This is a genomic window from Rhodococcus sp. NPDC056743 (assembly GCF_042790355.1).
Classification (GTDB): domain Bacteria; phylum Actinomycetota; class Actinomycetes; order Mycobacteriales; family Mycobacteriaceae; genus Rhodococcus_F.
Window position 1 is genome coordinate 300,505 of the sequence record NZ_JBHTZI010000007.1, and the last position, 25,657, is coordinate 326,161.

Consider the following 25,657-nt stretch of genomic DNA (forward strand, 5'->3'; position numbering starts at 1 on the left):
ACGTGGCTTGCTTACTCTCGCGTGCATGGATCGCCAAAAAGAATTCGTGCTTCGTACCCTGGAAGAGCGCGACATTCGGTTCGTCCGCTTGTGGTTCACCGACGTTCTCGGTTACCTCAAATCGGTGGCGATCGCCCCCGCGGAACTCGAAGGTGCCTTCGAAGAGGGAATCGGTTTCGACGGTTCCGCCATCGAGGGGTTCGCCCGAGTGTCCGAAGCCGACACCGTTGCCCGCCCCGATGCGTCGACGTTCCAGGTGCTGCCGTGGGCGCACAAGGACGGCGCGCAACATTCGGCCCGTATGTTCTGCGACATCACGAACCCGGACGGTTCTCCGTCGTGGGCGGACCCGCGCCACGTGCTTCGTCGTCAGCTGAGCAAGGCGAGCGACCTGGGCTTCAGTTGCTACGTGCATCCGGAGATCGAGTTCTTCCTTCTCGAGAACGGCCCGATGGACGGCACTCCGCCGATCCCGGCCGATTCCGGCGGATACTTCGATCAGGCCGTGCACGATTCGGCCCCCAACTTCCGTCGTCACGCGATCGACGCTCTCGAGTCCATGGGCATCTCGGTCGAGTTCAGCCATCACGAGGCAGCTCCCGGGCAGCAGGAGATCGATCTCCGCTACGCCGACGCGCTGTCCATGGCCGACAACGTGATGACCTTCCGGTACGTCGTCAAGGAGGTTGCGATCGGTGAAGGCGTGCGGGCGAGCTTCATGCCCAAGCCGTTCAGCGATCAGGCCGGTTCGGCGATGCACACCCACATGAGTCTCTTCGAGGGCGACACGAACGCGTTCCACAATCCGGACGATCCGATGCAGCTCTCGGAGACCGGAAAGGCATTCATCGCCGGCATTCTCGAGCACGCCAACGAGATCAGTGCCGTCACCAACCAGTGGGTCAACTCCTACAAGCGTCTGGTCCACGGCGGTGAGGCTCCGACGGCAGCGTCGTGGGGACCGTCCAACCGCTCGGCGCTGATTCGCGTTCCGATGTACACGCCGAACAAGGCGTCGTCGCGTCGTGTCGAGATTCGCAGCCCAGACTCGGCGTGCAACCCGTACCTGACGTTCGCGGTGTTGCTCGCTGCTGGTCTGCGCGGCATCGAGAAGGGCTACACCTTGCCTCCCGAGGCCGAGGACGACGTGTGGTCGTTGACGTCCGCTGAGCGCCGCGCCATGGGCTACAAGGAATTGCCGAGCAACCTCGACGGTGCTCTGCGTGAGATGGAGAAGTCGGAGTTGGTGGCCGAGGCTCTCGGTGAGCACGTTTTCGACTTCTTCCTGCGGAACAAGCGGCGCGAATGGGAGGAATACCGCAGCCACGTGACGCCGTTCGAGCTCAAGACCTACCTCGGCCTGTGATGGTCAAGCCGCCGTCCGCACGATCCGTGGTACCCGGGCCGGGCCGGCTCGGGTTGGTCGAGAACACCGCAGCCGACGAGCTTCGTCAACTCGGCTGGGTGGACTCGGAGAGCATCGAACTCCTGTGGTCGCTCTCACGTTCGGCCAACGCCGATCTTGCGCTGCGCACGTTGGTGCGCATCAAGGATTCGTTGGGCGACGGCTGGAGTGACCTCGACGACGCGCTGCGTAAGGACAAGAGCCTGCGCGGACGCTTGCTCGGGCTGATCGGAGCGTCGGCGGCATTCGGGGATCACCTCGTTGCCGATCCGTCCGCTTGGCGCATTCTCGACGGCACGTCGCTGCCGACCAAGGACGCTGCCACCACGGCGCTGCTCGGCGCCGTCGGCGCAACGTTGGACGAGGGTGCAACCCCCGGCTCGCAGACGTACCGCGCTGCGATGACCGGTCCGGACGCCGTAGTCGCGCTGCGAAAGTCGTACAAGGATCAGCTGATGTTGCTGGCCGCGTGCGATTTGGCGGCCACCGTCGAAAACGAACCCGTGGTGCCGTATCAGACGATCGGGCATCAGCTCTCGGATCTGGCCGACGCGGCCCTGACCGCTGCTCTGTCGGTTGCCATCGCCACCGTATGCCCCGAAGGCACGTGCCCCATCCGGCTCGCCGTTATCGCGATGGGCAAATGTGGTGCGCGCGAACTGAATTACGTGTCCGATGTCGACGTCGTGTTCGTTGCCGAACCCGCCGACGCCACCGCGTCGCGCGTAGCGGGCGAGCTGATGAGGATCGGCACGTCCGCCTTCTTCGAAGTCGATGCTGCGCTCCGTCCAGAGGGTAAGCGCGGCGAACTCGTGCGCTCGCTCGAATCCCACATCGCGTATTACAAGCGATGGGCCAAGACGTGGGAGTTCCAGGCTCTGCTGAAGGCCCGCCCGATGACGGGGGACATGGAACTCGGGCGCCAGTACGCCGCGGCCATGAGCCCGATGGTCTGGACGGCATCCGAACGTGAGGACTTCGTTCCCGAGGTGCAGGCAATGCGCCGACGCGTCGAGGAAATGGTTCCGCCCGAGATGCGTGAGCGCGAGCTCAAACTCGGGCGTGGAAGTTTGCGTGACGTCGAATTTGCCGTTCAGCTCTTGCAATTGGTGCACGGCCGCGCTGACGAGAGTCTGCACGTGCAGAGTACCGTCGACGCGCTGACGGCATTGGCTGCCGGTGGCTACGTCGGCCGAGACGATGCTGCGAACCTCACGGCGTCCTACGAGTTCCTTCGCCTCCTCGAGCATCGTCTGCAGTTGCAGAAGCTCAAGCGCACCCACACGTTGCCGCCGCCGGACGACGACGAGGCGTTGCGCTGGCTGGCCCGCGCCGCGCACATGCGTCCCGACGGCCGCCTCGACGCGCTCGGGGTGTTGCGCGCCGAGATCAAACGGAATTCCCATCGAATCCGCCGGTTGCACGCCAAGCTGTTCTACCGTCCGCTGCTCGAGTCCGTGGCTCGGATGGACAAGGAATCGTTGGCTCTCGGGCCCGAAGCTGCTGTTCGTCAGTTGGCGGCGTTGGGATACACCGCCCCTGAGAATGCGCTCGGCCACCTCACGGCCTTGACTGCCGGGGCGTCCCGCAAGGGGCGGATCCAGGCGCTGCTCTTGCCGACGTTGCTCGAATGTCTTGCCGACACACCGGATCCCGATGCCGGACTGTTGGCGTACCGACGCTTGTCCGACGCGCTTGTCGATCAGACCTGGTTCCTGCGGTTGCTTCGCGACGAGGCTGCCGTAGCCGAACGCCTGATGATGGTGCTGGGTTCCTCGGCCTACTTGCCGGATCTGCTGATCAAGGCACCCGACGTCATTCGCCTGTACGCGGATTCGCCGAGTGGCCCGCGTCTGATCGAACCGGTACCCGAGGACGTCGCGCGCGGAATTCTCACCGCCTCGGCACGGCACAGTGAGCCCAATCGCGCTGTTGCAGCGGCACGTTCGTTGCGTCGCCACGAATTGGCGCGCATCGCGTCGGCCGACATTCTGGGAATGCTCGACGTTCCTGCGGTGTGCAAGGCACTGTCGTCGGTGTGGGCTGCGGTTCTCAACGCGTCGCTCTCCGCTGTGATCCGGGCCAGTGTTGCCGAACTGGGAACGCCGGCACCCGCCGCGTTCTCCGTCATCGGCATGGGCCGACTCGGCGGCGGCGAACTGGGATACGGCTCAGACGCCGACGTGCTGTTCGTGTGCGAGCCGGTGGAGGGCGTCGACGAGACCGTTGCGGTCAAGTGGGCCAACAGTATTGCGGACAAGGTCCGCAAGCTGCTCGGTGCGCCCAGTACCGATCCGCCGCTCGAGGTGGATACGGGACTTCGCCCCGAGGGACGCAACGGCCCCATGGTCCGCACTCTCGAATCGTACGACGCCTACTACGCAAAATGGGCGCAGGCGTGGGAGATTCAGGCACTACTTCGTGCGCACCCGGTAGCCGGTGACCCCGATCTGGGTCTGCGGTTCCTGCACATGATCGACAAGACCCGTTACCCCGAGGGTGGGGTCAGCGAAACGGCGGTTCGCGAGATTCGCCGAATCAAGGCTCGTGTCGATTCCGAACGCCTACCTCGTGGAGCCGATCCCGCGACACACACCAAATTGGGTCGCGGTGGGCTGGCCGACATCGAATGGACCGTGCAGCTGATCCAGTTGCGTCACGCCGACAAGGTCGAGTCGCTGCACAACACGTCGACGCTCGAAACGCTGGACGCGATCGGCGCAGCCGAGTTGCTCAGTGAATCCGACGTCGAGTTGTTGCGCGACGCGTGGATCACCGCGACCAAGGCGCGCAATTGCCTTGTGCTGGTTCGGGGGAAGCCGACCGATCAATTGCCAGGTCCGGGACGCGTCCTGTCCGCCGTGGCGCAGGTTGCTGGATACGGAGACGACTCGGGGGAGTTCCTCGACAACTATCTCCGCATCACGCGACGGGCAAAGGCCGTGGTGGAACGGGTGTTCGGCGGAGAGTAGCGTTCAGTCCTCCCGGACGGATGCTGCGGCGGCAAACTTTCGGACCTCGGCGTCGCCCCACACGTGTGCGGGAACTCCGCCGCCCAGAAGTTCGCGGGCCAGGGCCGGCGACTGCGCAATCGGAACGTCGCTACCGGCGATGATCATGTTTCCGTAGCGCCTGCCCTTGAGCATTGCCGGATCGGCGATGATCGCCAGGTGCTCGAATTGTGCACCGATAGTTGCAGCTTCGGCGCGCGCTCCCTGCAGGTCCGGGGTGTCGCCGCAGTTGACGAGGTAAATCCCTCCCGGCGCGAGGACGCGTCGTACGTGCGTGGTGAACTGCGCCGTGGTCAGTGGCACCGGAGTTGTGCTGCCGGCAAAGACATCTCGGATGATGATGTCGCGTGTCGAATCGGTGAGGGTCTCGGTTACTGTGCGCGCTTCGCCGACGCGGATGCGCAGCAGCGGTGCGCGTGGCAGGTCGAACCAGTCGCGAACCAATTCGGCCAACGCACCGTCGATTTCGACGACAACTTGACGGGCGTCGGGGTATGTCGCGGAGAAGTACCGAGCCATCGAACAGGCGCCGCCGCCGAGATGGAGGACTCGCAGACGCTCAGTGGTGTCGCGTTCCGAATCGACCAGGTGGGCGATCCAGCGCATGTATTCGAAGTCCAATGTCTTCGGATCGGCCAGGTCGATGTGTGAACTGGGAACACCGTTGATCTGCAGAATCCACCCCGTGTCCGAGTACTGATCACGAACAAGTTCACACGTACCGGTATCGATGGGGAAGACGCCGGGGACGGGCCCGTCGTCTCGGCGGTCGGGGGTGATGCTGCGAGTCTTGGTCTTGCGCGTTCCTTTGGCCACTGCACCCACTCTAGGCGCTGACCCTCTAGTGGCATGTCCCGAGTTGCGTGCCCTGCTCGGTGCCGTACCGATGACCGTGGCCCGCGGGGACGTCGAGAGAGGCGAGCATGTCCACGCTGGTCTGAAGGAAACTGACTACCGGAATCCACTGCGGCATCGGGGCGTCCTGGACTGCGTGGCTCAGGTCCGGCGGCGTTGTCATCAGGGTAGGCGACCACCACACCACGGGATCGGAGGTGTTGGCCAGAACTGTCGTCCCCTCCACTCGGGTGGCGCCGGCAGGTGGTCCGGCCCAGAGGACGGCGCAGAGTTGCGTCGGAAGGGTCTCGGTCAGGGCAGCGCTGCCGCCGACGGCGCCGAGACTCTGTCCGTACAGATAGAGGTCGGGGCGATCAGCGGCGGGAAGTTCCGCGATGCGTGTGGCGACAGCGGTCAGCAACGTCTGGGCCGATTCCTCGGCGTCGGAGCGTTGAAACAGAAATGCCGCCCAACTCGGGGCAGCGGAGTATTGCTGACCCACGATCGCGACATCACTGCCGAAGCGCTGCTCGATACCGTCGACGGCCCGAGTATCGATCCACCCCGAACCGGTGGGAACAGCCACAACGACGGCGCTGCGGGCAAACCCGCCGACGTGATCAAGTTCTGCCACCGCCTGGTCGGCGCGTGATCGCGCGTTCGGTCCGGAGTCGAGATCGGCATAGACACGCACCGAATCGGTGCCCGCGGCAAGGAACTTCTGCCCTTCCACTGACTGCGCCGACGCTGTGGCGATACCGCCGAATGCCAGGTGGAGTCCGAAAGCGCAGATCGCTGCGATGCCCAGACTGCGGGCAAAACCCAAACGGTGCAGCACTTTCCGGATTCCGGATGTCACTGCTGTCAGGATCAGTACGGTCAGGGCGGCGATGCACATGACTTCGACCCAGTAGCGAACTCCGATCGGCGGCGCTCCCATCGCAACGCGAAGTGAGTTCTGCCAGCCGTTGGCGGAAGTAGCGAACATCGCAACCACGGCGGTGGAAACGAAGGTGGTTCGCGCCCGCCAGGATCGAGTGTCGACCCGCCGTGGTCCGGTTCGCAACGCCGTTTTCTGCAATGCGGTAGTCAGGGCCCAAGCGACAAAGATTCCCACCGCCATGAGTACACCACTGAAAAGTCCCTGCAGCACCGCGGTTCTCGGCAATAGCCCCGGCGCCAGTGACACCGCGGCCATCGAACCCGCGGCAACCGTTGCCGAGATGCGGGGGAGCGGAACCGCTCCGATCCGAGAGAGCGACGACGGGTGGACGACATCGAGAACGCTCATGCTGCCACGGCTTTCGTTGAGTAGGTGCCGGCCGGGGCAGACCGCCGCGGCCGGAGGAAAGTGAGCCCGAGTGCGGACAGGCCGAGCACACCAGCGGCGGCGTATCCGAACCCGGATTCCTGAACCGGTGTCAGGTAGTTCTGACGCCACGAATTCCCGTTCACGGCAGTGACGGCGATATCGGCCATGGCAAAGCAGTAGGACCGCGACGCCGGCGATTCCCGCGTGTCGCAGGCGTCGTGCATTCGCCGGTCGAGTTCACCGTCGAGTGCTTGCCTTGCCCATGGGCCCAGTTCGGCGCCGTGGAAATGCGAGTAGCGGAGCAGGTCGTAGCCAAGATCGTGGGCCTTGCAGGGGGAGTCGAACTCGTCGGGAAGGGGCACGGGAGACGAGCAGGCACCGTTCGGATTGGCGAGATAGCCGTCGACGACGACGGGTTCGTAGCCGGAGAACGCAGCAAAGTCGCGCGGCACGGTTGGGGTGGCGTCAGACGTGACCGCTGCAACGGCTTGTGCTGCAAGGCGATTCTCCGGCGCTGCCGCCTGCGCATCGCGGGGCGCGGCACTGATGGTGACCGTCGCCGCTGCGACAACACTCAGTGCTGCCCAGGTTGCGCTCGTCGTTGCTCGTGTGATCCGCATGCAGTCGACGCTATGAACGGCGGGCGCATCCCGGCATCGCTCCGCAGAGTGGTTTGTGCGGCGTCTGGGGTGAGAGAAACCCTGGACGACTGATACTGCGGAGTTAGGGGTTTCTCACTCCGCAGTATGACGACTTTCGCGGGTTCGCTTTCTAGGCTGGACAGGTGATGAAGGCAGGAAAGATGAAAGTAGCGCAGGCGCAGGTGACACGCGCGTCGCGGCGGTCGACCAGGGATCAGTTCGCAAACGTGGCTGTTGTTGTCGTGACGTTGATTCTCTTTACGGTCGCCTGGCCGACGTTGCACCTGACACATGCGGTGTCACCGCCGATTCAGCCGTTTGTCGCTGCGTTGGCCGCGTTTCCCTTTGTCTTGATCCGAATCAATCCCGCTCTGGGTTGGGCTGTTTCCGCGATTTCGGCGTTGGTGATTCCGCACGTATTCGACCTGGTGCCCGGGTACGAGTATCCCTGGCAGGTTGTTCACATCATGGTGATCATGGCTCTGCTTGCCGCAGTCAGCCTGACAGCCGCCGTACCGGTGGTGGGGGTGGCGTGGATCTCGACGGTGCTGTTGTTCTTCGCCGAGACTCCCGGTCAGGACGGTGCCGGCTGGGCGGTGGGCCTGACAGCCTTGGTGGTCTTCTGTTTTCTGATTCGGTGGCTCGTTCTTTCACGGCGCGCGCTGGCGAAGCAGGAAGAAGTAAATGAGGTCGAACGTGCCCGCCGAACCGTGTTGGAGGAGAAGGCCCGGATAGCCCGCGAGCTGCACGACATTGTCGCCCACCACATGTCGATGGTGGTGGTGCAGGCGCAGAGTGCGCCGTATCGACTCGACGACGTGACGCCCGAGATCCGCGCCGAGTTCGATTCGATCGGTGACACAGGGCGCGCCGCGCTCAACGAGATTCGTGGATTGTTGGGTGTTCTGCGTAGCGACGCCGAGGCCACCCAGATCGCGCCGCAACCGGGAGCGTTGCAACTCGACGAGCTACTGGCGGGCAGTGCCCGTGCGGGAATTCCGTTGGTGTGGAACGTTGATGGTGATCGAACACGCGTTTCTGCGTCGACGGGTCTTGTGGCGTATCGCATCGTGCAGGAATCGATCACCAATGCCGTCCGGCATGCGCCGGGCAGTCAGATCGAAGTGTCCGTCGAGTTCGGCCCCGCGTCAACGCATGTTCGGGTCGTGAACGGTCCGTCGGCGGGTGGCAGTGGCCCGACACCTCCGGATACAGCCGGTGGCAATGGAATCCGCGGAATGGTCGAGCGAGCGTCAGCCGTCGGCGGAACGGTCGACGCCGGGCCGCAGCCGGGCGGCGGGTTCGAGGTCCGCGCCGTGCTGCCGACAGCGGGCGCCTAGGCTGTCGGAGTGCCCATCACAGTATTCATCGCCGACGATCAGGCAATGGTCAGACAGGGATTCGGAGCTCTGCTCGCCGCGCAACCCGACATCAGCGTCATCGGAGATGCCCCGGACGGCAAGGTTGCGGTTGCCGAAGTAGCGCGTCTGCGTCCCGACGTCGTGTTGATGGACGTCCGCATGCCGGAGATGAACGGCCTCGATGCGGCACGCCAGATTCTGGCGACGGGCGCAGAGCCACCGGTTCGGGTTCTCATGCTGACGACTTTCGACATCGACGACTACGTCTACGAGGCTCTGCGTATCGGTGCAAGCGGTTTCATGCTCAAGGACGCCCCCGCTGAAGAACTGATCCGGGCGGTGCGCGTCGTCGCCGAAGGACATGCGCTGTTGGCTCCGACGGTGACACGTCGGTTGATCGAGGAAGTGACGAGTAGACGAACACCGGCCAGGGTTCGTTCCAGTGCTCTCGACATGTTGACCCCTCGTGAGCGCGAAGTGCTCGAACTGATTGCGCGAGGTCTCTCGAACATCGAGATTGCCGAGCACCTGTTTGTCGCGGAGCAGACGGTGAAGACTCACGTCGGCAAAGTGTTGTCGAAACTGGACTTGCGTGATCGAGCGCAGGCGGTTGTCGTGGCATACGAAAGTGGACTTGTCACACCGGGCTGACGGCTGGCCCTGATCTGAAAAGTGACAATCCTGCGCCGCTGCGCGTGCTGGGGGAAGATGGACATCAGATCCTGAACCACCCAACTGTTGAGAGGTGCTTTTTACAATGCGAATCGGAGTCCTCACAGGTGGCGGCGACTGCCCAGGGTTGAACGCGGTTATCCGTGCAGTGGTTCGCACGTCCGACGGGCGGTACGGCAGTACCGTCGTCGGTTTCCGTGACGGCTGGCGTGGTCTGCTCGAAGACCGCAAAGTTCCCCTCGCTGCCGACGACCGCATCAATCGCATCCTCACGCGCGGCGGAACCATCCTGGGAACCGCACGCGTCAACCCCGACAAACTCCGGGCTGGACTCGATCAGATCAAGCAAACTCTCGACGACAACGGAATCGACGTCCTGATCCCGATCGGCGGCGAAGGCACACTCACTGCGGCCAGCTGGCTCGCGGAGAGTGGTGTTCCGGTGATCGGAGTGCCCAAGACGATCGACAACGACATCGACTGCACCGACGTCACATTCGGTTTCGACACCGCGCTCGCCGTTGCCACCGACGCCATCGACCGGCTCCACACCACAGCGGAATCGCACCAGCGCGTCATGCTGGTCGAGGTCATGGGCAGGCATGCCGGCTGGATCGCACTGCAGGCCGGATTGGCGTCGGGTGCTCATCTGACGTTGGTTCCGGAGCAGCCGTTCGACGTCGACGAGGTGTGCGCGATGGTGAAGAAGCGATTCCAGCGTGGTGATTCTCACTTCATCTGTGTCGTTGCCGAAGGCGCGATGCCAGATCCCGCTTCCATGACCTTGCGCGAAGGTGGCATCGACGAGTTCGGCCACAAGATTTTCACCGGCGTCGCCCAGCAGTTGGGCAACGAAATCGAGCGCCGCATCGGCAAGGAAGTTCGTACGACGGTTCTCGGCCATATCCAGCGTGGTGGCACCCCGACACCGCACGATCGAATCCTCGCCACCCGTTTCGGCGTCCACGCCACCGATGCAGCTCATCGCGGTGATTTCGGCCAGATGGTGGCCCTGCACGGTACGTCCATCGACCTGGTTCCGCTCGCCGAGGCAACCCGCAAGCTCAAGACCGTGCCCAAGGAGCGTTACGAGGAGGCAGCCGCATTCTTCGGCTGAGCGTCCGGCGCATAAACTAGTAGCCATGACTGCTGTCGATGCGCCCGACATCCTCGATTACGACGAAGTGCTGACCAAGTACGAGCCTGTGATGGGTATGGAGGTGCACGTAGAACTCGGCACCGCTACCAAGATGTTCTGCCCGTGCCCCACCGAGTTCGGTGCCGAACCCAATACCCAGGTGTGCCCGGTCTGTCTGGGCCTGCCTGGTTCGTTGCCCGTGGTGAACGCTGCTGCCGTCGAGTCCGCGATCCGGATCGGTCTTGCACTCAACTGCTCCATCACACCGTGGGGTCGATTCGCGCGCAAGAACTACTTCTACCCGGATCAGCCCAAGAACTACCAGATCTCCCAGTACGACGAGCCGATCGCAACCGAGGGCTACCTCGACGTGATCCTCGACGACGGCACCACGTGGCGCGTCGAGATCGAGCGCGCCCACATGGAAGAGGACACCGGTAAGTCCCTCCACGTGGGTGGCGCTACCGGCCGTATCCACGGTGCCAGCCACTCGCTGCTCGACTACAACCGTGCAGGTGTGCCGTTGGTGGAGATCGTCACCAAGACCATTCACGGCGCCGGTGAGCGCGCTCCAGAGGTCGCCCGCGCGTACGTCACGGCGCTTCGTGATCTGCTCAAGTCCCTCGACGTCTCCGACGTCCGCATGGACCAGGGCTCGATGCGATGCGACGCCAACATCTCGCTGAACCCGATCGGATCCACCGAACTGGGTACTCGCACCGAGACCAAGAACGTCAACTCCCTCAAGAGTGTCGAGGTCGCAGTCCGCTACGAGATGCGTCGTCAGGCTGCAGTGCTCGACGCCGGGATCGAAGTTATCCAGGAGACGCGTCACTTCCAGGAAGCCGACGGCACCACCTCGGCCGGTCGACGCAAGGAAACCGCGGAAGATTACCGCTACTTCCCGGAACCCGATCTCGAGCCCGTAGCACCCAGCGCCGAGTGGGTCGAAGAACTGCGCGCCACGTTGCCCGAGTTGCCCTGGATCCGCCGCGCGCGAATTCAGAAGGACTGGGGAATCTCCGACGAGGTCATGCGTGACCTCGTCAACGCCGGTGCGATCGAACTGGTCATCGCCACCACCGAAGCCGGCGCTTCGCCCGAGGCCGCTCGGTCCTGGTGGCTGTCGTACCTGTCCCAGCAGGCCAACACCCGCGGCGTCGAACTCGGCGCGCTGCCGATCACCCCGGCGCAGGTCGCTCAGGTTGTCGCCCTCATCGACAGTGGCAAGCTCAACAACAAGGTCGCTCGCCAGGTAGTGGACCACGTCCTCGACGGCGAGGGTGACCCCGAGCAGGTTCTGGCGGCGCATCCCGAACTGGTTGTCGAACGTGACGAGACCAAGCTCAAGGCTGCTGTCGACGAGGCGCTCGCTGCCAACCCCGATATCGCAGACAAGATCCGCAGCGGCAAGGTTCAGGCCGCCGGAAAGATCGTCGGCGACGTTATGAAGGCCACCCGCGGCCAGGCTGACGCGGCGCGGGTGAAGGAACTTGTCCTGGAGGCGTGCAGCTAGTCTCGCCGATCCCTCGAGGTGGATTCTTCTTTGATGCCCGGCCGAATCGAATTCGGCCGGGCATCAATGTCGAAGATGCCGGCGTGTGCCAGGTCGATCAATTCGATTAGCTCGTTGCGGGCTCCCCAGTACGGAAGTGTCACCGAAGCCTCGTACCGACTTTGGAAGAACCCCACTTTCGCAGGCGCGCTGCCGTCGCGGTGAACTCGGCCAGTGCACCGGGGGCGCCCCGTCCGGGCGGGTGAATGTCGAGTTCCTGTGTGCGAGAACAGTAATTCTCGAGTCCTTGTGAGCAGTGCCAGCAGTTTCCGCAGTCCCAGGGGCCGTAGACCACGACGTGGTTGGCCAACCGTTCCTGGCATCTGCGCGGTGATTTGCCCCGGTAACAAAAGAACACGCAAACCTGCTCAAAATGGCGGCGGGTCGTCGCCGTAGTCGACGGGTTTGTGGGGCGCCCGTTTTCGGGGTGTGGAGATCGGGAACGTCTGCCGGCGTACCCGATCCGACTGTTTCGCTGTGCGACGCCGGATCTTTGCTCGTTGATGTTTCCGTTCGCTGCGGATGCGGGCAGCTTTGTTCTCGAGTCGTGTCCGCCGTCTGGTGCCGCCGTCCGGTGGCGGCGGTTCCTGCATCCCGGCGAGTATCCCGGCCGCTCGGGTTCGGTAGCGATGCCCGGTCTGCGAGGTCAGGGTGATGCTGCGATCCGGATTCGGGTCTAGCTGCCAGGCTCCGGAGTGCTTGAGGCGGTGGTGGTTCCGGCAGAACGCGCCCAGATTCGACGCCACCGTCCGCCCACCACGGGTGGGGTTGGCGTGGTTGAACGGAACTCGGTGGTCGAGGTCGCAGTTCCAGGCCGGGACATCGCAGTGCGGCCACAGGCAACTGCCCGAGAGGACGCGTCACCAGGTGTCGAGTGCCGCGCCGGGACGGTACACAAACGCCGACGCAGGCGCAGAATCTGCGGGTACGGGGTCTGCCGGTACTCGTACTTCCCGCACGGTGGCGTCTTTCGCGATGTCGCGGGCATGCTCGGCACTAATCACGCCGTACCCATCCAAATGGGCCGGCTCATCCGAGTCCGTATCCAGGGTGGTTTCGTACATCACCACATGCACCAACGGCCGACGTACGACGATCAGACCACTGCGGTCCTGCGGACAATCATCACGATCGCAGTCACACACCAACACCGTCGACCCGCTCACCAGCACGCCGAGCGCGTCGGCGCGGCGCTGCTCGTCGGTTCGGGAGTCGTGGCGGCAGACCGACATCGCCAATTCCCGCAACCGCCCGTCGAACGCCCGGGCTTGCTCGGCCGGGATACTGCCCAGGATGCGGGCCATCCCGTCCTCGGCGGCACTGACCCCAACGAACCTGTCGGCGAGGGCTCGGCGTCGGCGTTCCCGCAGCCCTTCCGGATCAACCCGAGCCACGATCCGATCGATCGCCGCCGTCAACCGCCGCCCAGTCAACCCGGTCCCACCGTCCACGGGCGGGGCCAAGACTTGCTCGAGGAGTAGCCGTTCAACCTCGTCGATCAACTCGTCACCGACATTCGCCGTCGCCGACTCGATCAACGACACCCGGTAGAAGTCGAGTTCACCGCGCGCCATCGCCGCCCGCGTCCGATGCAACCGCGTCCTCAAAGCAAAACCCAACCCGATGAGCTTCCCCGCCGCAGCACGCCCCATCGTGAGCACCGCGCCGACCTCGGATTCGGCCAACTCATGCGCCGACGACGTCCAGGTTCCGCCCTCGGCATGCTCGGCGCTACGGCGGGTGAAGAACTCCGCCACCACCGCCAGCTTCCGCTCGACCAGCATCGCCTCACACGCATGCAACTCGGCCATCAAATCAACAAGGGCACAGGCGGTTTCGGTACCACTCAGCTGCGCCGAGCGACCGAAACTCCCCACCCCCGGATCGAACATTCCTCCACCGTAATCGAAATCCTGTTCGAATTCGAGAGGTTCTCGAGATCAGTCGGAAACGTCCGAAAGATGATCGAGTGTCAGTCGACTCCGCCGCCACCGCTGGGCATGGGAATCTTGATGACCTTGTCGTCGTTCGGGCCCGGCTCGCCCGCGGTCTTGTTGGCGGTGCTGACCCACAACAATCCGTCCGCGCCCAATGCGAGTCCTTCGAGTTGTCCGTAGGTGTCCTTGGCAACAGCAGACGGCGGTGTGGTGATGGCGCCGGTGCCGGGGTCGGTTGCCAGTGAGGCCACGGCTTTGCCCGCACTCAAAGCAACTGCGACAACACCTTGAACGGCCACGCAGCCGCCGACTCCCGGGCGGTCGGGCCACGTCCACGCCGGAGCCGTCACGGTGCCGTCCGCGCCGACTCGTTGGAGACGGTCTTCGAGTGCGGTGCGATCGGTGACCCAGGTTGCGATGCCGGGGTCCACGCACACGCCGCCGCCGTTGCCGATGCCTGACAAGACAACTTCGGGGCGTGGGGGAGCGGGATTGGGGGCGAGAGATCGAACGCGAAGCAACTTGCCGGCCAGCGAGGCGGGATCGTTTGCGGCAGAGGGATTTCCGGAATCACCGGTCAGGACCATGAGTTGGTCGGGTGCGGCAAACTCCAGGGAACCTCGGTTCCCGTTGGCGCCCCGAGGGATTCCGCCGAGTACTACCTTTGCGGTGTCGCCCGGCGCTATCCGGACCACACGATTGTCCGTGCCCGTAGTCACGTACGCGTAGATCAAGTTGTCTTCGACGAAGGTAGGGGACAGTGCAATATCGAGCAGTCCGCCGTCGCCAGTCCCGTCGACGTCGATCTTGGCCACCTCGACGGGGATCTGGCCGGGGGCGACCTGCAGTATCCGGCCGGTTCGGCGTTCGGCAACCAGACCCGAGTTTCCGTCGGGCAAGGTGAGCAGTCCGCCGGTGGTGTCGAGGCACGTTGCGATGACCGCTGGGTCGGCATCCTGACACGGGCCGAGGGGACCGGTGGGTGCTATCGGCGGAGCGGTAGTTGTCGAGGGTTGCGGGTTCTGCGGGGCAACTTCCGCGTTCGATTGGATGGTCGGTTCCGGGGTGAACGGGCTGGCTGTCGATTCGTCGAAGTCGGCGCAACCGGAGAGGACGGACGCAGTGAAGGCGAGTGCCAAGGTTGCCGATGCGATGCGTCGTGTTCTGCGCGACGTGTTGCGCCCACCCGTTGTCATGGTGAAGACGTTACGTAACCGATGCCCTGCGCCGCCACGCCGGAGTAGGTTCCCCGACGTCGTCGTGCAACCGCTTTAGGCTCTCCTACGTGACTGACGAGCGAAAAGACCCCAGCGAACTGTCGGAACCCGGCGTGGCGACGGGCAAAGTGTCCAGTCCGTACGACTCGCCGACGGAGCAGTTTCCACCGGTGAATGCCGGCAATTCGTTACCGCGAACCGACGACGATCTCGATTTCGGTTCAGCGCAAGCGAATTCCGTGACCGAACAAATCCCGACATATCGTCCGGGGTCACCTGATAAACCGACTGAGGTGCTCACACGCGATACTGCGTACGAGATGCCGGCCGATCCGGTCGCGGTTGCGGACCCGATTCCGGTGACCGAAGAGCCGCGTCCGAGTCGAGGAACGTTGGATCTCGGACTTCTTGCGCTTCGGTTGGCGGTGGGCGGCACCGCGCTGGTGCATGGCTTGCAGAAGCTGACGGGTATCTGGAACGGTCCGGGGCTGGGCGGCTTCGAAACGATGTTGGCCGAGGCCGGATTCGAACAGGCAAAGTTGTTGGCCATTCTGGGTGCGGTCGGCGAGGTTGCGGGTGGCGCACTGTTGATCGTGGGTCTGTTGACCCCGATTGCCGCAGCGTCGGTGCTGGCCGTGATGATCAATGCGTGGGCGCTGCGCCAATTGGCCGAGCCCGGCCTCGAGTACTTTGCGCCCAGCGGAACCGAATACGAGATGCTCTTGGGGATCTGCGCTGGTGTCATCATTCTCACGGGACCAGGGCGAATTGCGCTGGATGGCCGTCGTGGTTGGGCGAAGCGGCCCTTCATCGGTTCGCTGGTCGTGTTGATTCTGGGTATCGGCGCCGGCGTGTGCACGTGGATCTTCCTGAACGGGGCGAACCCGCTCATCTGATCGGATCTCGAAACCAACAGAAGCCGTCGCCTTTGGAAGGCGACGGCTTCTGTTTTCGATCTGTGGTGATCAGTCCTTGACGAGCACCGGTGCGTCATTGGCGGCCGGGATTGCCGTGCCATCCTTCAGCTTGCGGCCCAATACCGATTTGCGGTGACCGTAGGCGAAGTACACGACAACGCCGATCGCCATCCAGACGATAAATCGAATCCAGGTTTCGACCGACAGGTTGAGCATGAGCCAACCGCAGGCGAGAACAGCGAGAATCGGTACGAACGGTACCCACGGCACGCGGAATCCGCGCGGCAGATCGGGACGGGTGCGGCGAAGGACGATCACGCCGACGCAGACGAGCACAAAGGCGAACAGCGTGCCGATGTTGACCATCTCTTCGAGAGTTCCCATGGGGAAGAAGGCTGCGAGCACTGCGACGATGCCGCCGACGATCAGCGTGATGCGCAGCGGGATGCCCTTGCTTGTGGTCTTGGCGAGCTTTCTGGGCATCAAGCCGTCACGGGACATGGCAAACAGGACGCGGGTCTGGCCGAGCATCATGACCATGACCACGGTGGTCAGACCGGCGAGGCCGCCGAAGTTGATGGCCGTTTGTGCCCATCCGATTCCGTTGGCTTCGAAGGCGGTGGCGAGCGTGGCGCTCGAGTCGCCGACGAGGGGGCTACCGTCCTTGAGTTCGGTGTACTTGACCATGCCGGTCAGCACCAGCGTCACAGCGACGTACAGGACGGTCACGATGGCGAGTGAGCCGAAGATTCCGCGAGGCAGTGACTTCTGGGGATTCTTTGTCTCTTCGGCGGTGGTGGCGACGACGTCGAATCCGATGAAGGCAAAGAAGACCAGGCTGGCGGCGGCCAGCAGGCCGTAGGCGCCGTAACTGCTTCCACCGGCACCGGTGAGCCAGGAGAACAGGGTCTGGTGAATTCCGCTTGCCGTGCTCTCAGAGCCTTCGGCGGGCGGGATGAAGGGCGAGTAGTTCTCCTTCTTGATGTAGAACGCACCGACGACGATGACAAGGAGAACAACTGCGATCTTGATCGCTGTGATGACGGCCGAGACGCGGGACGAAACCTTGGTGCCGATCGCGAGAATGAGCGTGATGGCTCCGATGATGAGCAGTGCTCCCCAGTCGAAGCTGATCGATCCGATGTGGGCTGTGGTGCTCCCGCTGGCCCCGATCACGTTGCCCAGGTACAGCGACCAACCTTTGCCGACCACGGCGGAGGCGAGAGCAAATTCGAGGATGAGGTCCCAGCCGATGATCCAGGCCGCGAATTCGCCGAAGGTGGCGTACGAGAATGTGTACGCGCTACCGGCGACTGGAACGGTCGAGGCGAACTCCGCGTAACAGAGGGCTGCGAGCGCACACGCGATGGCTGCGAGAACAAAGGCCAGTGAGATCGAGGGGCCCGCTACGTTGCCGGCGGTTCTGGCGGTGAGGGTGAAGATACCTGCGCCGATGACAACGGCGACTCCGAAGACCGTGAGGTCCTTCGCGGTCAGTTCCTTTTTGAGCTTGGTTTCAGGCTCGTCGGTGTCCGCGATCGATTGCTCGACGGATTTGGTGCGCCATATGCCGACTCCGGGCATGTATTGCTCCTTGATTGATTCCCGGCGACCTTGTGGGGGACGGGAGGTGGCTGACAGTTGCCGAATGTGATGTGGGTCTCATCGACTTGATGAGGGAACCATTGGTGAGCGCAGTGCGCAAGTCGCGGCCACTCAACTGAATAAAATGATCACTTCACTCGTCATCAACCCCCCGTACTTAACTACATTGATCAGCTGGTCCCGTGCACACTACGGGAAGTGAATTCGATCACGAACGTTCTGCGCCAATGCGTCCGAATTGTCCGCGGTACCAGAGCATTCCGGCCGGTCTCCCGGCGCGTCGAGTCGAGCAATTTCAGTACCTGTCGGTCGGTCTTGCTATCAATAGGCCGTAGGCCGCGACGCTCGCGGTACCCGACATTGAAGGAGATCGTGATGATCCAGGCCCACCTCGACGCGTTGTACGGGCTCCCGGCCTTCGACTTCCCGGCTGCCGACGCCACTGATGCACCGTTGCCGGCCGTCGACGCGGTAGCGTGGCGCGTCTCGGTAGAGCCGTATGCGGATGATTCGGAGGAGTTTTCCGATGCCTGGGCTCGGTTTGTCGAGAAGGTGGACCTGTCGGCGGTGCAGGCTCTGATCATCGGTCAGTGGGGTGAGTCGTACGAGGTCAACTCGTCGTCGATCGTTGAACTGATTGTCGGGCAACGTCATCGGTTGACATCCCTGCGAGCACTGTTCCTTGCAGATATCACACAAGAGCAGCAGGAGATTTCCTGGATTCAACAGTCCGATGTCACTCCTGTCCTCGAGGCGTTTCCGGAGTTGGTCGAATTCGGCATTCGTGGTGGCACGGAATTGGAGTTCCCGGAAGCGCGTCACGCTGCGTTGCGTCGATTGACCATCGAGTCGGGTGGACTGCCCGCCGCGGTTGTCCGCGGTGTGGCATCCAGTAGCTTTCCCGCTCTCGAGTTTCTCGATCTGTGGCTCGGGACCGAGGGTTACGGCGGAGACTCTACTGTCGATGATCTGGCTGTCATTCTCGGCGGCACGGGGCTACCGTCGTTGCGTCACCTGGGATTACGTAACAGTGAAATCCAGGACAGCATCGCCAAGGCGATTGTCGAGGCTCCGATTCTCCGCCAATTGACCACATTGGATCTCTCGATGGGCACTCTCTCGGATGACGGTGCCGCAGCTCTCCTTGCCAGTACGGCTTTTTCAGGTCTCGAGTTCCTCGACCTGCATTACCACTTTCTCAGCGACGCCACAGTTGCAGAGTTGACCAAGCACTGCGCCGAGCTAGGGGTGCGGGTCGATCTGTCCGATCAGACCGAGCCGGATGAGTACGACGACGAGATCTCGCGATATGTTGCTGTCTCCGAGTAATCCTTCGGTGGTTTCTTCTCATCCGCGGTTGGTGGTCGTCGGAGTTCCGGGCAATCGCCGAGTGTCGGGATTTGTCGATGCAGTCACGGCGGCGGGATTTCCGGCGCCGCGGATTCTGGGTTGGCGGCAGGTTATCGGTCGAGATTACGGTTTCGATGCCGGCGAGATTGTTCGAATCGATTCGCCCGGCGAAGATTCCGTGGTCGATCGATATCTTCGCGGTACGGACGAGCCGACCCGGGTTGAGGGTACCGGCACTTGGTATCGGCGATTCTCCAGTGAGATCCGCGAGATTGCCGATCGAGCTGATCGTGCTGGTGCTCGTGTTCTCGGCGACGCGAACGAGATGGCGGTGATGTTCGACAAACGTCGCTGCCATCGCCGCCTCGACGCTGCTGGGGTGCGTGTCCCCGCAGCGTTGGACTCTGCGCCTCGCAGTTATGCCGAACTCGAGCAGCTCGCAGCCGACGCACACATGCCGCGAGTGTTCGTCAAGCTGTCTCACGGTTCGTCGGCGTCGGGAGTGATTGCGCTGCAATGGGGTCCACGTGGGCAGGTCCGGGCGGTCACGTCGGTGGAGGTAGGTGCTGATGGTGCGCTGCACAACTCACTCCGCGTGCGCACGTACCGAACGAGGGTAGCCATCGAGTCAATCGTCGATCGACTCGCGCCCGACGGACTTCACGTCGAAGCGTGGATACCCAAGGCGTCACTCGGCGGCCGGACCGCCGACGTTCGTGTGGTGGTTGTCGGGGGTGTTGCCACCCATGCAGTAGTGCGGACCAGTGCTTCTCCGATTACCAACCTGCATCTCGGCGGTACCCGCGGCGCACTTGCCGACGCGATGTCTGTTGCGGGTGAGAATTGGTCGCAGCTCCTGGAATTGAGTGAGCGGGCAGCAGCGTGTTTTCCGGCAGCACCCCACGTCGGAATCGACATCCTGCCCGGTGTCGGGTGGCGACGCTTCACGGTGGGAGAGGTCAATGCGTTCGGAGATCTCCTGCCCGGGCTCACCGGTCTGCCCGGCTGCCCCGCCGAAGGTATGACTACGTATCAAGCGCAAGTTGATTCGCTAATGGAATCGGAAAACATGGAGTATGCCCGGTGAACAACTTCGATACGAGTCACCCCGACATGAATGAGGTCGTGGGGCAGGATGACATCCTGTTGCTCACGCTGGACACGCTCCGCTACGACGTTGCGTGCGAGTTGGCGGCGAGTGGGCGCATACCCACGCTTGCGTCGTATTTGCCAGGGGGAGTGTGGGAGAAGCGGCACGCGCCAGGAAGCTTCACGTACGCCTCTCATCAGGCGATCTTTGCGGGTTTTCTCCCAACGCCCGCCAGTCAGGGTCCACACCCACGATTGTTTGCCGCACGATTTGCGGGGAGTGAATCCACCGCGGACGGAACGTATGTGTTCGAGGGCCCCAATGTGGTGGACGGCCTGCGAGCGGCCGGATATCGCACCGTCTGTATCGGCGGGGTCGGGTTCTTCAACAAAGCCGCACCCCTCGGGTCGGTGATGCCCTCGATGTTCGACGAGAGTTATTGGGAATCGCGTTTCGGGGTGACGTCTCCGGAATCCTTCGAGGCACAAGTCGAGTGTGCCGAGACGGTGGTCGCCGGGCTGGAACCGGACCAGAAGCTATTCTTGTTCGTCAATGCCGCTGCGCTGCATCAACCTAATTGGTTTCACCTTGCCGGCGCGAGTGCCGATTCGGGAGACACCCTTGACTCTCATGCTGCCGCACTCGAATACATCGACCGGCATATCGCACAACTTCTGCAGGCCATGAGTTCACGGCGGCGGTGCTTTGCCATCGTCTGCTCCGATCACGGAACGGCGTACGGCGACGACGGCTGGACCGGGCACCGGTTAGGTCACGACAGCGTGTGGACGGTTCCCTATGCACACTTCTTTTTGGAAGGTCCACAACGATGAGTCTCGCAGTTGCGGTACGTCCGTACCAGAATTATGTTTATGCGTATCCACACAAGACGGCATACCGGCCGCTTGATCCCCGTCCGTCGTTGCAGAAATTGTGGGCGGCAGAGCCGAAAGACGCACTGTCGCTGTACCTCCATATTCCGTTCTGCGAGGTTCGCTGCGGATTCTGCAATTTGTTCACCCGTATCGGCGCGCCGGGTGAGATGACCACTGCGTACCTCGACGCGCTCGAACGGCAAGCACGTGTTGTGTCGGATGCCGTCGGCGACGGAACTCACTACGACGCAGTGGCCTTCGGTGGCGGTACCCCGACCTTTCTCGACGCCTCCGAACTCGACAGACTGTGCGACATCGCGGAACTCCGCATGGGCGTCGATCTTTCATCCGTTCCGTTCTCGGTCGAGGCGTCACCGTCGACGGTGACCGCTGATCGGATGTCCGTGCTGGCTTCCCGCGGAACCACCCGCCTGAGTCTGGGCGTGCAGAGCTTCATCGACTCCGAGGCCAGGGCAGCGGCTCGGCCACAGAAGCGGGCCGACGTCGACGCCGCGCTCGGTCGGATCCGGGACGCTCGAATTCCCGTGCTCAACATCGATCTCATCTACGGCATCGACGGTCAGACCGAGCAGACCTGGCGGCAGTCCCTGGATGCTGCGTTGGCGTGGGAACCAGAGGAGCTGTATCTGTATCCGCTCTACGTTCGGGCGCTCACGGGTCTGGGTAAGAAGACAGCGGTCGCCGAATCGGATGCGGAGTGGGACGAGCGGCGTCTGCGCTTGTATCGGTTCGGCCGCGACTATCTGGAGCAGGCGGGATATCAGCAGGTCTCGATGCGCATGTTCCAGCGCACAGGCGCGGTCATCGACGGGGCAGCCGATTACGCCTGCCAGACCGACGGCATGATCGGATTGGGGTGCGGCGCACGCTCGTACACCGCTGACCTTCACTATTCGTTCGACTACGCGGTGGACATGCGGGAGATCCGCGGAATCATCGACACGTTTATCGCCCGTCCGGCGGGCGAGTTCGCTTACGCCGAAGTCGGTCGATTCATGACTCCGGACGAGACGCGTCGCAGGCACCTCGTCCAGTCGGTGCTTCAGGCCGAAGGAATGGATGTAGCCGACTATCGCGCGCGGTTCGGAACACAACCTGCCGACGACTTTCCGGACGAATTGAATGGCTTCGAGGCGGCGGGCTGGTTGGCGGGCGACCTGCATTCGGATCGCCTGATGCTCTCGCCGGAAGGTCTGGCGCACTCCGACGCTATCGGGCCGGCGTTGTTCTCTGCGAGTGTTCGCCGGGACATGTCGGAGTACGAGGCCAAATGAACCCGCCGCTGTCGATTCTCTACCGTGGTCCGTTGGCGAGTTGTAATTACGACTGCCCGTACTGCCCGTTTGCGAAGCGTCGTGACCCGCCGGCTGAATTGCGAGCGGACAGAGCATCGTTGGAGCGGTTTGCCGCCTGGGTCACCGAGCAGACTGATCGACAGTTGTCCGTGCTGTTCACGCCCTGGGGTGAGGCGCTGGTGCGTTCCTGGTATCGCCGCACTCTCGCGGAGCTGAGCTGGTTACCCCACGTCGAACGGATTGCGGTCCAAACCAATCTCAGCGCTCGCACCACATGGCTCGCCGACGCCGACCCGTCGACGCTGGCGCTGTGGTGCACATTTCATCCGGGGCAGATCTCACTCGAGCGATTCCTTGCAAAATGTGGGGAACTCGATCGAGGCGGCATCCGCTATTCGGTGGGGGTCGTCGGATTTCCGGAGCATCTGGATCTGGCCCGTGAACTGCGGCAGAAACTGCCCGAGAATATTTATCTATGGGTGAATGCCGCCGAGGGATGGGTGTATTCGGACGCCGAAGCCCAGTTGTGGACCGAACTCGATCCGCTTTTCCCGTTCAGCCGCAGCCCGCATCCGAGTGTCGGAAAAGCCTGCAGAACCGGCGAATCCGTTATCTCCGTCGACGGTGACGGCACCATTCGGCGGTGCCACTTCGTTCCCGAGGTGATCGGAAACCTGTACGACGGCAGTCTCGACACAACGCTGACCGCCCGAGACTGTCCAAAAACGCTGTGCGACTGTCACATCGGTTACGTGCATCTCGAATCGCTACCGCTCTACGACGCCTTCGCCGGCGGAGTGCTCGAGCGGATACCCGTCGCGCTGCCGAGCCCGCGGGTGAGCCGGCAGCTGCCCCTGCACGTAGTGCGGTGAAACAGGAGATCCCCGGCCAGATTTCTAGCGTGACCGGGGATCTGCGTCTGCGTGGTACTGCTTACGGGACGTACCGGACCGCGCCCTTGTCAGCCGACGTTGCCAGCGCAGCATAAGCGCGCAAGGCGGTGGTGACGGTGCGCTGACGGTCAACCGGGTGCCACGGACGCTCCGAAGCTTCCATCTTGGCGCGGCGCTCAGCGAGGACGTCGTCGTCGACGAGGATCTCGAGCGTGCGCGACGCGACGTCGATGCGAACCTGATCGCCGTTCTGCACCAGGCCGATAACTCCGCCGGCAGCAGCCTCGGGGGAGATGTGGCCGATGGACAGACCGGACGTGCCACCGGAGAAGCGGCCGTCGGTGATCAACGCACATTCCTTGCCAAGGCCTGCGCCCTTGAGGAAAGCGGTGGGGTGCAGCATTTCCTGCATGCCCGGTCCGCCCTTGGGTCCTTCGTAACGCACCACCAGGACGTCGCCGGCCTTGATCTTCTTCTGCAGGATCACCGAGACGGCTTCTTCCTGCGATTCGACGACCAGAGCGGGGCCCTGGAAGGAGAACAGTTCCTCGTCGATGCCGGCCGTCTTGAGGATTGCGCCGTCGAGTGCGATGTTGCCGCGCAGGACGACCAGGCCGCCTTCGACGGTGTAGGCGTTCTCGACGTCGCGGATGCAGCCGCCGGCCGCATCGGTGTCGAGGGCAGACCAACGGTTGTCCGTGGAGAACGGTTCGATGGTGCGCACGCCGCCGGGAGCAGCGTGGAACAGTTCGATGGCCTCGTCGGTTGCTTTGCCGGAGCGGATGTCCCAGTCGTCGAGCCACTGGTCGAAGCTCTTGGTGTGCACGGTGGAGACGTCGGTTTCGAGGAGTCCGCCGCGACGAAGCTCACCGAGCAGCGCGGGGATTCCGCCGGCGCGGTGGACGTCTTCCATGTGGTAGTCCGAGTTGGGGGAGACCTTGGACAGGCACGGAACCTTACGGCTGATCGCGTCGATGGTGTCGAGGTCGAAATCGACCTCGCCTTCCTGTGCCGCAGCCAGCGTGTGCAGGACGGTGTTGGTGGAACCGCCCATGGCGACGTCGAGTGCCATCGCGTTGCGGAACGCTGCCGGGGTCGCGATGTTGCGCGGCAGAACCGACTCGTCGCCGTCGCGGTAGTACTTGAGAGCAGCTTCGACCACGGTGGTGCCCGCGCGGGAGAAGAGTGCGTGACGAGCCTTGTGAGTTGCCAGCGTGGAGCCGTTGCCCGGCAAGGCGAGGCCGAGGGCTTCGGTGAGGCAGTTCATGGAGTTGGCCGTGAACATGCCTGAGCAGGATCCGCACGTGGGGCATGCGCTGCGCTCGACCTCGTCGAGGCCTTCTTCGGACACGGCGTCGTTGGCCGAGGCGGAAATCGCGGTGATGAGGTCGGTGGGGGCTTGCGCCACCCCGCCGACGACCACGGCCTTACCGGCCTCCATCGGACCGCCGGACACGAAGACCGTCGGGATGTTCAGACGCATCGCGGCGTTGAGCATGCCGGGAGTGATCTTGTCGCAGTTGGAGATACACACCAGTGCGTCGGCCGTGTGGGCGTTTGCCATGTACTCGACCGAGTCGGCGATGATCTCGCGGCTGGGGAGCGAGTAGAGCATTCCGCCGTGGCCCATGGCGATACCGTCGTCGACTGCGATGGTGTGGAACTCGCGCGCGACGCCGCCGGCCTCACGAATGGCCTCGGCAACGATCTCGCCCACGTTCTTGAGATGCACGTGGCCGGGTACGAACTGGGTGTACGAGTTCGCTACGGCGACGATCGGCTTACCGAAGTCGGAATCCGTCATTCCTGTGGCGCGCCACAGGGATCGGGCTCCGGCAGCGTTACGTCCGACGGTGGTGGTGCGTGACCTCAACGGGGGCATGGGCGTGTTCCTTATGTGATCGTTGCTGATCTACTTCTGCTGCGCGAACAACAGGGCTGTGTGCTCACGCGGCGAAAAGAATTGAAGCGAGGGCGATTCAACGCTACTCGCGTGCTACTTCTGTTCTGATTCGGGCTGGTCGTTCGACGGCTCGGATTCGGATTCCGGCTCGGGGGCACGCTCGTTTGTGGACTGTTCGGCCCGTTCCGCTTCTTCGGCGTCGTAGGCTGCTGCCGCGGCGGCATAGGGATCGGTGATGCGGCCGCCACTGGCGATCGCGATCTCGGGGAGTCGGACAAAGCTGACGGCGGGCAGCGTCACTTCCGTTCCGTCGGTGAGTTCGGCGCGAGCCCAGCTGCGCTTGGGGAAGCGGAAGCCCTTGACCTCGTCCCAGCTCAGTGTGCGGCTGGAGAACATCGAACGAACCTCGAGGCCGTCGGGGCTGACGGTGGTGCGGACCCGGGCGACGAAGTAGACGGCGATGATCGGGAGGATTACCAGCCAGCTGAATGCCGCGGGCCAGCCGAAGATCGGGAAGCTGACCGCGAAGAGCAGGAAGGCGCACGCCATGTAGGCGAGCTGCGAAATGCGGATGACGTGCCGAAGTGGTTTCGGCGTGTGGGATGATTGAACCGGTGGCACGGGC

At 63.3% G+C, this 25,657-nt stretch carries 21 protein-coding genes; 12 read left to right on the plus strand and 9 right to left on the minus strand.

Translation table 11 applies throughout. From position 1 onward, the window contains the following. Positions 1–25: 25 nt before the first annotated feature. Both glnA and ACFRFQ_RS18105 read left to right on the plus strand, forming a co-directional pair. Positions 26–1,366, plus strand: a complete 1,341-nt coding sequence (gene glnA / locus ACFRFQ_RS18100) for a type I glutamate--ammonia ligase (RefSeq protein WP_138872968.1) — start codon at positions 26–28, stop codon at positions 1,364–1,366. Further along, positions 1,366–4,377 carry a bifunctional [glutamine synthetase] adenylyltransferase/[glutamine synthetase]-adenylyl-L-tyrosine phosphorylase gene (locus ACFRFQ_RS18105; RefSeq protein WP_378660625.1) on the plus strand — a complete coding sequence of 1,004 codons (3,012 nt, stop codon included), beginning with the start codon at positions 1,366–1,368 and terminating at the stop codon, positions 4,375–4,377. Before glnA ends, ACFRFQ_RS18105 begins: the two co-directional genes overlap by 1 nt. Before the next feature lie 3 nt (positions 4,378–4,380). Here the strand turns inward: ACFRFQ_RS18105 and ACFRFQ_RS18110 are convergent, their stop codons facing one another. The 3 genes from ACFRFQ_RS18110 to ACFRFQ_RS18120 are packed head-to-tail and all read right to left on the minus strand — an operon-like array spanning position 4,381 to position 7,182. Further along, entirely contained in the window at positions 4,381–5,232 is an 852-nt protein-coding gene (locus ACFRFQ_RS18110; RefSeq protein WP_378660328.1) for a spermidine synthase, read from the minus strand. 25 nt (positions 5,233–5,257) lie between these two features. After that, on the minus strand, positions 5,258–6,541 hold the full coding sequence (locus ACFRFQ_RS18115; RefSeq protein WP_378660331.1) for an alpha/beta-hydrolase family protein: 1,284 nt from the start codon (positions 6,539–6,541) through the stop codon (positions 5,258–5,260). Continuing rightward, positions 6,538–7,182: a hypothetical protein gene (locus tag ACFRFQ_RS18120; RefSeq protein WP_378660334.1), complete on the minus strand. Its 645-nt coding sequence runs from the start codon at positions 7,180–7,182 to the stop codon at positions 6,538–6,540. Before ACFRFQ_RS18120 ends, ACFRFQ_RS18115 begins: the two co-directional genes overlap by 4 nt. A gap of 182 nt (positions 7,183–7,364) precedes the next feature. On the opposite strand from ACFRFQ_RS18120, the gene ACFRFQ_RS18125 reads away from it, so the two are divergent. The 4 genes from ACFRFQ_RS18125 (at position 7,365) to gatB (ending at position 11,890) form a co-directional block, all read left to right on the plus strand. Then, positions 7,365–8,543 (plus strand): sensor histidine kinase, encoded by a 1,179-nt coding sequence (locus ACFRFQ_RS18125; protein ID WP_378660628.1) that lies wholly within the window; start codon positions 7,365–7,367, stop codon positions 8,541–8,543. A 9-nt stretch (positions 8,544–8,552) separates the two neighbouring features. Continuing rightward, positions 8,553–9,215 carry a response regulator transcription factor gene (locus ACFRFQ_RS18130; RefSeq protein ID WP_138872972.1) on the plus strand — a complete coding sequence of 221 codons (663 nt, stop codon included), beginning with the start codon at positions 8,553–8,555 and terminating at the stop codon, positions 9,213–9,215. 106 nt (positions 9,216–9,321) lie between these two features. After that, a complete protein-coding gene (locus ACFRFQ_RS18135) occupies positions 9,322–10,353 on the plus strand; it encodes an ATP-dependent 6-phosphofructokinase (RefSeq protein ID WP_033233152.1) in 1,032 nt (343 codons plus the stop codon). Positions 10,354–10,378: 25 nt separating this feature from the next. After that, the gene (gene gatB / locus ACFRFQ_RS18140; RefSeq protein WP_378660338.1) at positions 10,379–11,890 is read left to right on the plus strand and encodes an Asp-tRNA(Asn)/Glu-tRNA(Gln) amidotransferase subunit GatB; all 1,512 of its coding nucleotides are present in this window, start codon (positions 10,379–10,381) and stop codon (positions 11,888–11,890) included. A 407-nt stretch (positions 11,891–12,297) separates the two neighbouring features. Here gatB and ACFRFQ_RS18145 read toward each other — a convergent pair whose 3' ends face one another. The 3 genes from ACFRFQ_RS18145 to ACFRFQ_RS18155 form a co-directional block, all read right to left on the minus strand. Beyond that, positions 12,298–12,675 (minus strand): hypothetical protein, encoded by a 378-nt coding sequence (locus ACFRFQ_RS18145; protein ID WP_378660341.1) that lies wholly within the window; start codon positions 12,673–12,675, stop codon positions 12,298–12,300. Between the two features lie 114 nt (positions 12,676–12,789). Next, on the minus strand, positions 12,790–13,821 hold the full coding sequence (locus ACFRFQ_RS18150; protein WP_378660347.1) for a DUF222 domain-containing protein: 1,032 nt from the start codon (positions 13,819–13,821) through the stop codon (positions 12,790–12,792). A gap of 80 nt (positions 13,822–13,901) precedes the next feature. Further along, complete coding sequence (locus ACFRFQ_RS18155; protein WP_378660350.1) at positions 13,902–15,062, minus strand: PQQ-dependent sugar dehydrogenase; 1,161 nt, start codon at positions 15,060–15,062, stop codon at positions 13,902–13,904. A gap of 89 nt (positions 15,063–15,151) precedes the next feature. On the opposite strand from ACFRFQ_RS18155, the gene ACFRFQ_RS18160 reads away from it, so the two are divergent. Next, entirely contained in the window at positions 15,152–15,979 is an 828-nt protein-coding gene (locus ACFRFQ_RS18160) for a DoxX family protein (RefSeq protein ID WP_378660353.1), read from the plus strand. Positions 15,980–16,048: 69 nt separating this feature from the next. Here ACFRFQ_RS18160 and ACFRFQ_RS18165 read toward each other — a convergent pair whose 3' ends face one another. Beyond that, positions 16,049–17,584 (minus strand): amino acid permease, encoded by a 1,536-nt coding sequence (locus ACFRFQ_RS18165; RefSeq protein WP_378660356.1) that lies wholly within the window; start codon positions 17,582–17,584, stop codon positions 16,049–16,051. A 396-nt stretch (positions 17,585–17,980) separates the two neighbouring features. Here ACFRFQ_RS18165 and ACFRFQ_RS18170 point away from each other — a divergent pair, with 396 nt between their 5' ends. The 5 genes from ACFRFQ_RS18170 to ACFRFQ_RS18190 are packed head-to-tail and all read left to right on the plus strand — an operon-like array spanning position 17,981 to position 23,108. After that, a complete protein-coding gene (locus tag ACFRFQ_RS18170; protein WP_378660359.1) occupies positions 17,981–18,934 on the plus strand; it encodes an STM4015 family protein in 954 nt (317 codons plus the stop codon). A 7-nt stretch (positions 18,935–18,941) separates the two neighbouring features. Beyond that, positions 18,942–20,042: an STM4014 family protein gene (locus ACFRFQ_RS18175; protein ID WP_378660362.1), complete on the plus strand. Its 1,101-nt coding sequence runs from the start codon at positions 18,942–18,944 to the stop codon at positions 20,040–20,042. Continuing rightward, positions 20,039–20,878, plus strand: a complete 840-nt coding sequence (locus tag ACFRFQ_RS18180; protein WP_378660365.1) for an STM4013/SEN3800 family hydrolase — start codon at positions 20,039–20,041, stop codon at positions 20,876–20,878. Before ACFRFQ_RS18175 ends, ACFRFQ_RS18180 begins: the two co-directional genes overlap by 4 nt. Next, positions 20,875–22,215, plus strand: coding sequence for an STM4012 family radical SAM protein (locus ACFRFQ_RS18185; RefSeq protein WP_378660368.1), 1,341 nt, complete (start codon positions 20,875–20,877; stop codon positions 22,213–22,215). The genes ACFRFQ_RS18180 and ACFRFQ_RS18185 overlap by 4 nt, the downstream gene beginning before the upstream one ends. Continuing rightward, entirely contained in the window at positions 22,212–23,108 is an 897-nt protein-coding gene (locus tag ACFRFQ_RS18190; RefSeq protein ID WP_378660371.1) for an STM4011 family radical SAM protein, read from the plus strand. Before ACFRFQ_RS18185 ends, ACFRFQ_RS18190 begins: the two co-directional genes overlap by 4 nt. A 61-nt stretch (positions 23,109–23,169) precedes the next feature. On the opposite strand, the gene ilvD is transcribed toward ACFRFQ_RS18190, so the two are convergent. Together ilvD and ACFRFQ_RS18200 are read right to left on the minus strand one after the other, a co-directional pair. After that, a complete protein-coding gene (gene ilvD, locus ACFRFQ_RS18195) occupies positions 23,170–25,011 on the minus strand; it encodes a dihydroxy-acid dehydratase (protein ID WP_378660373.1) in 1,842 nt (613 codons plus the stop codon). Between the two features lie 114 nt (positions 25,012–25,125). Then, a complete protein-coding gene (locus ACFRFQ_RS18200) occupies positions 25,126–25,653 on the minus strand; it encodes a PH domain-containing protein (RefSeq protein ID WP_378660630.1) in 528 nt (175 codons plus the stop codon). Positions 25,654–25,657 lie beyond the last annotated feature (4 nt).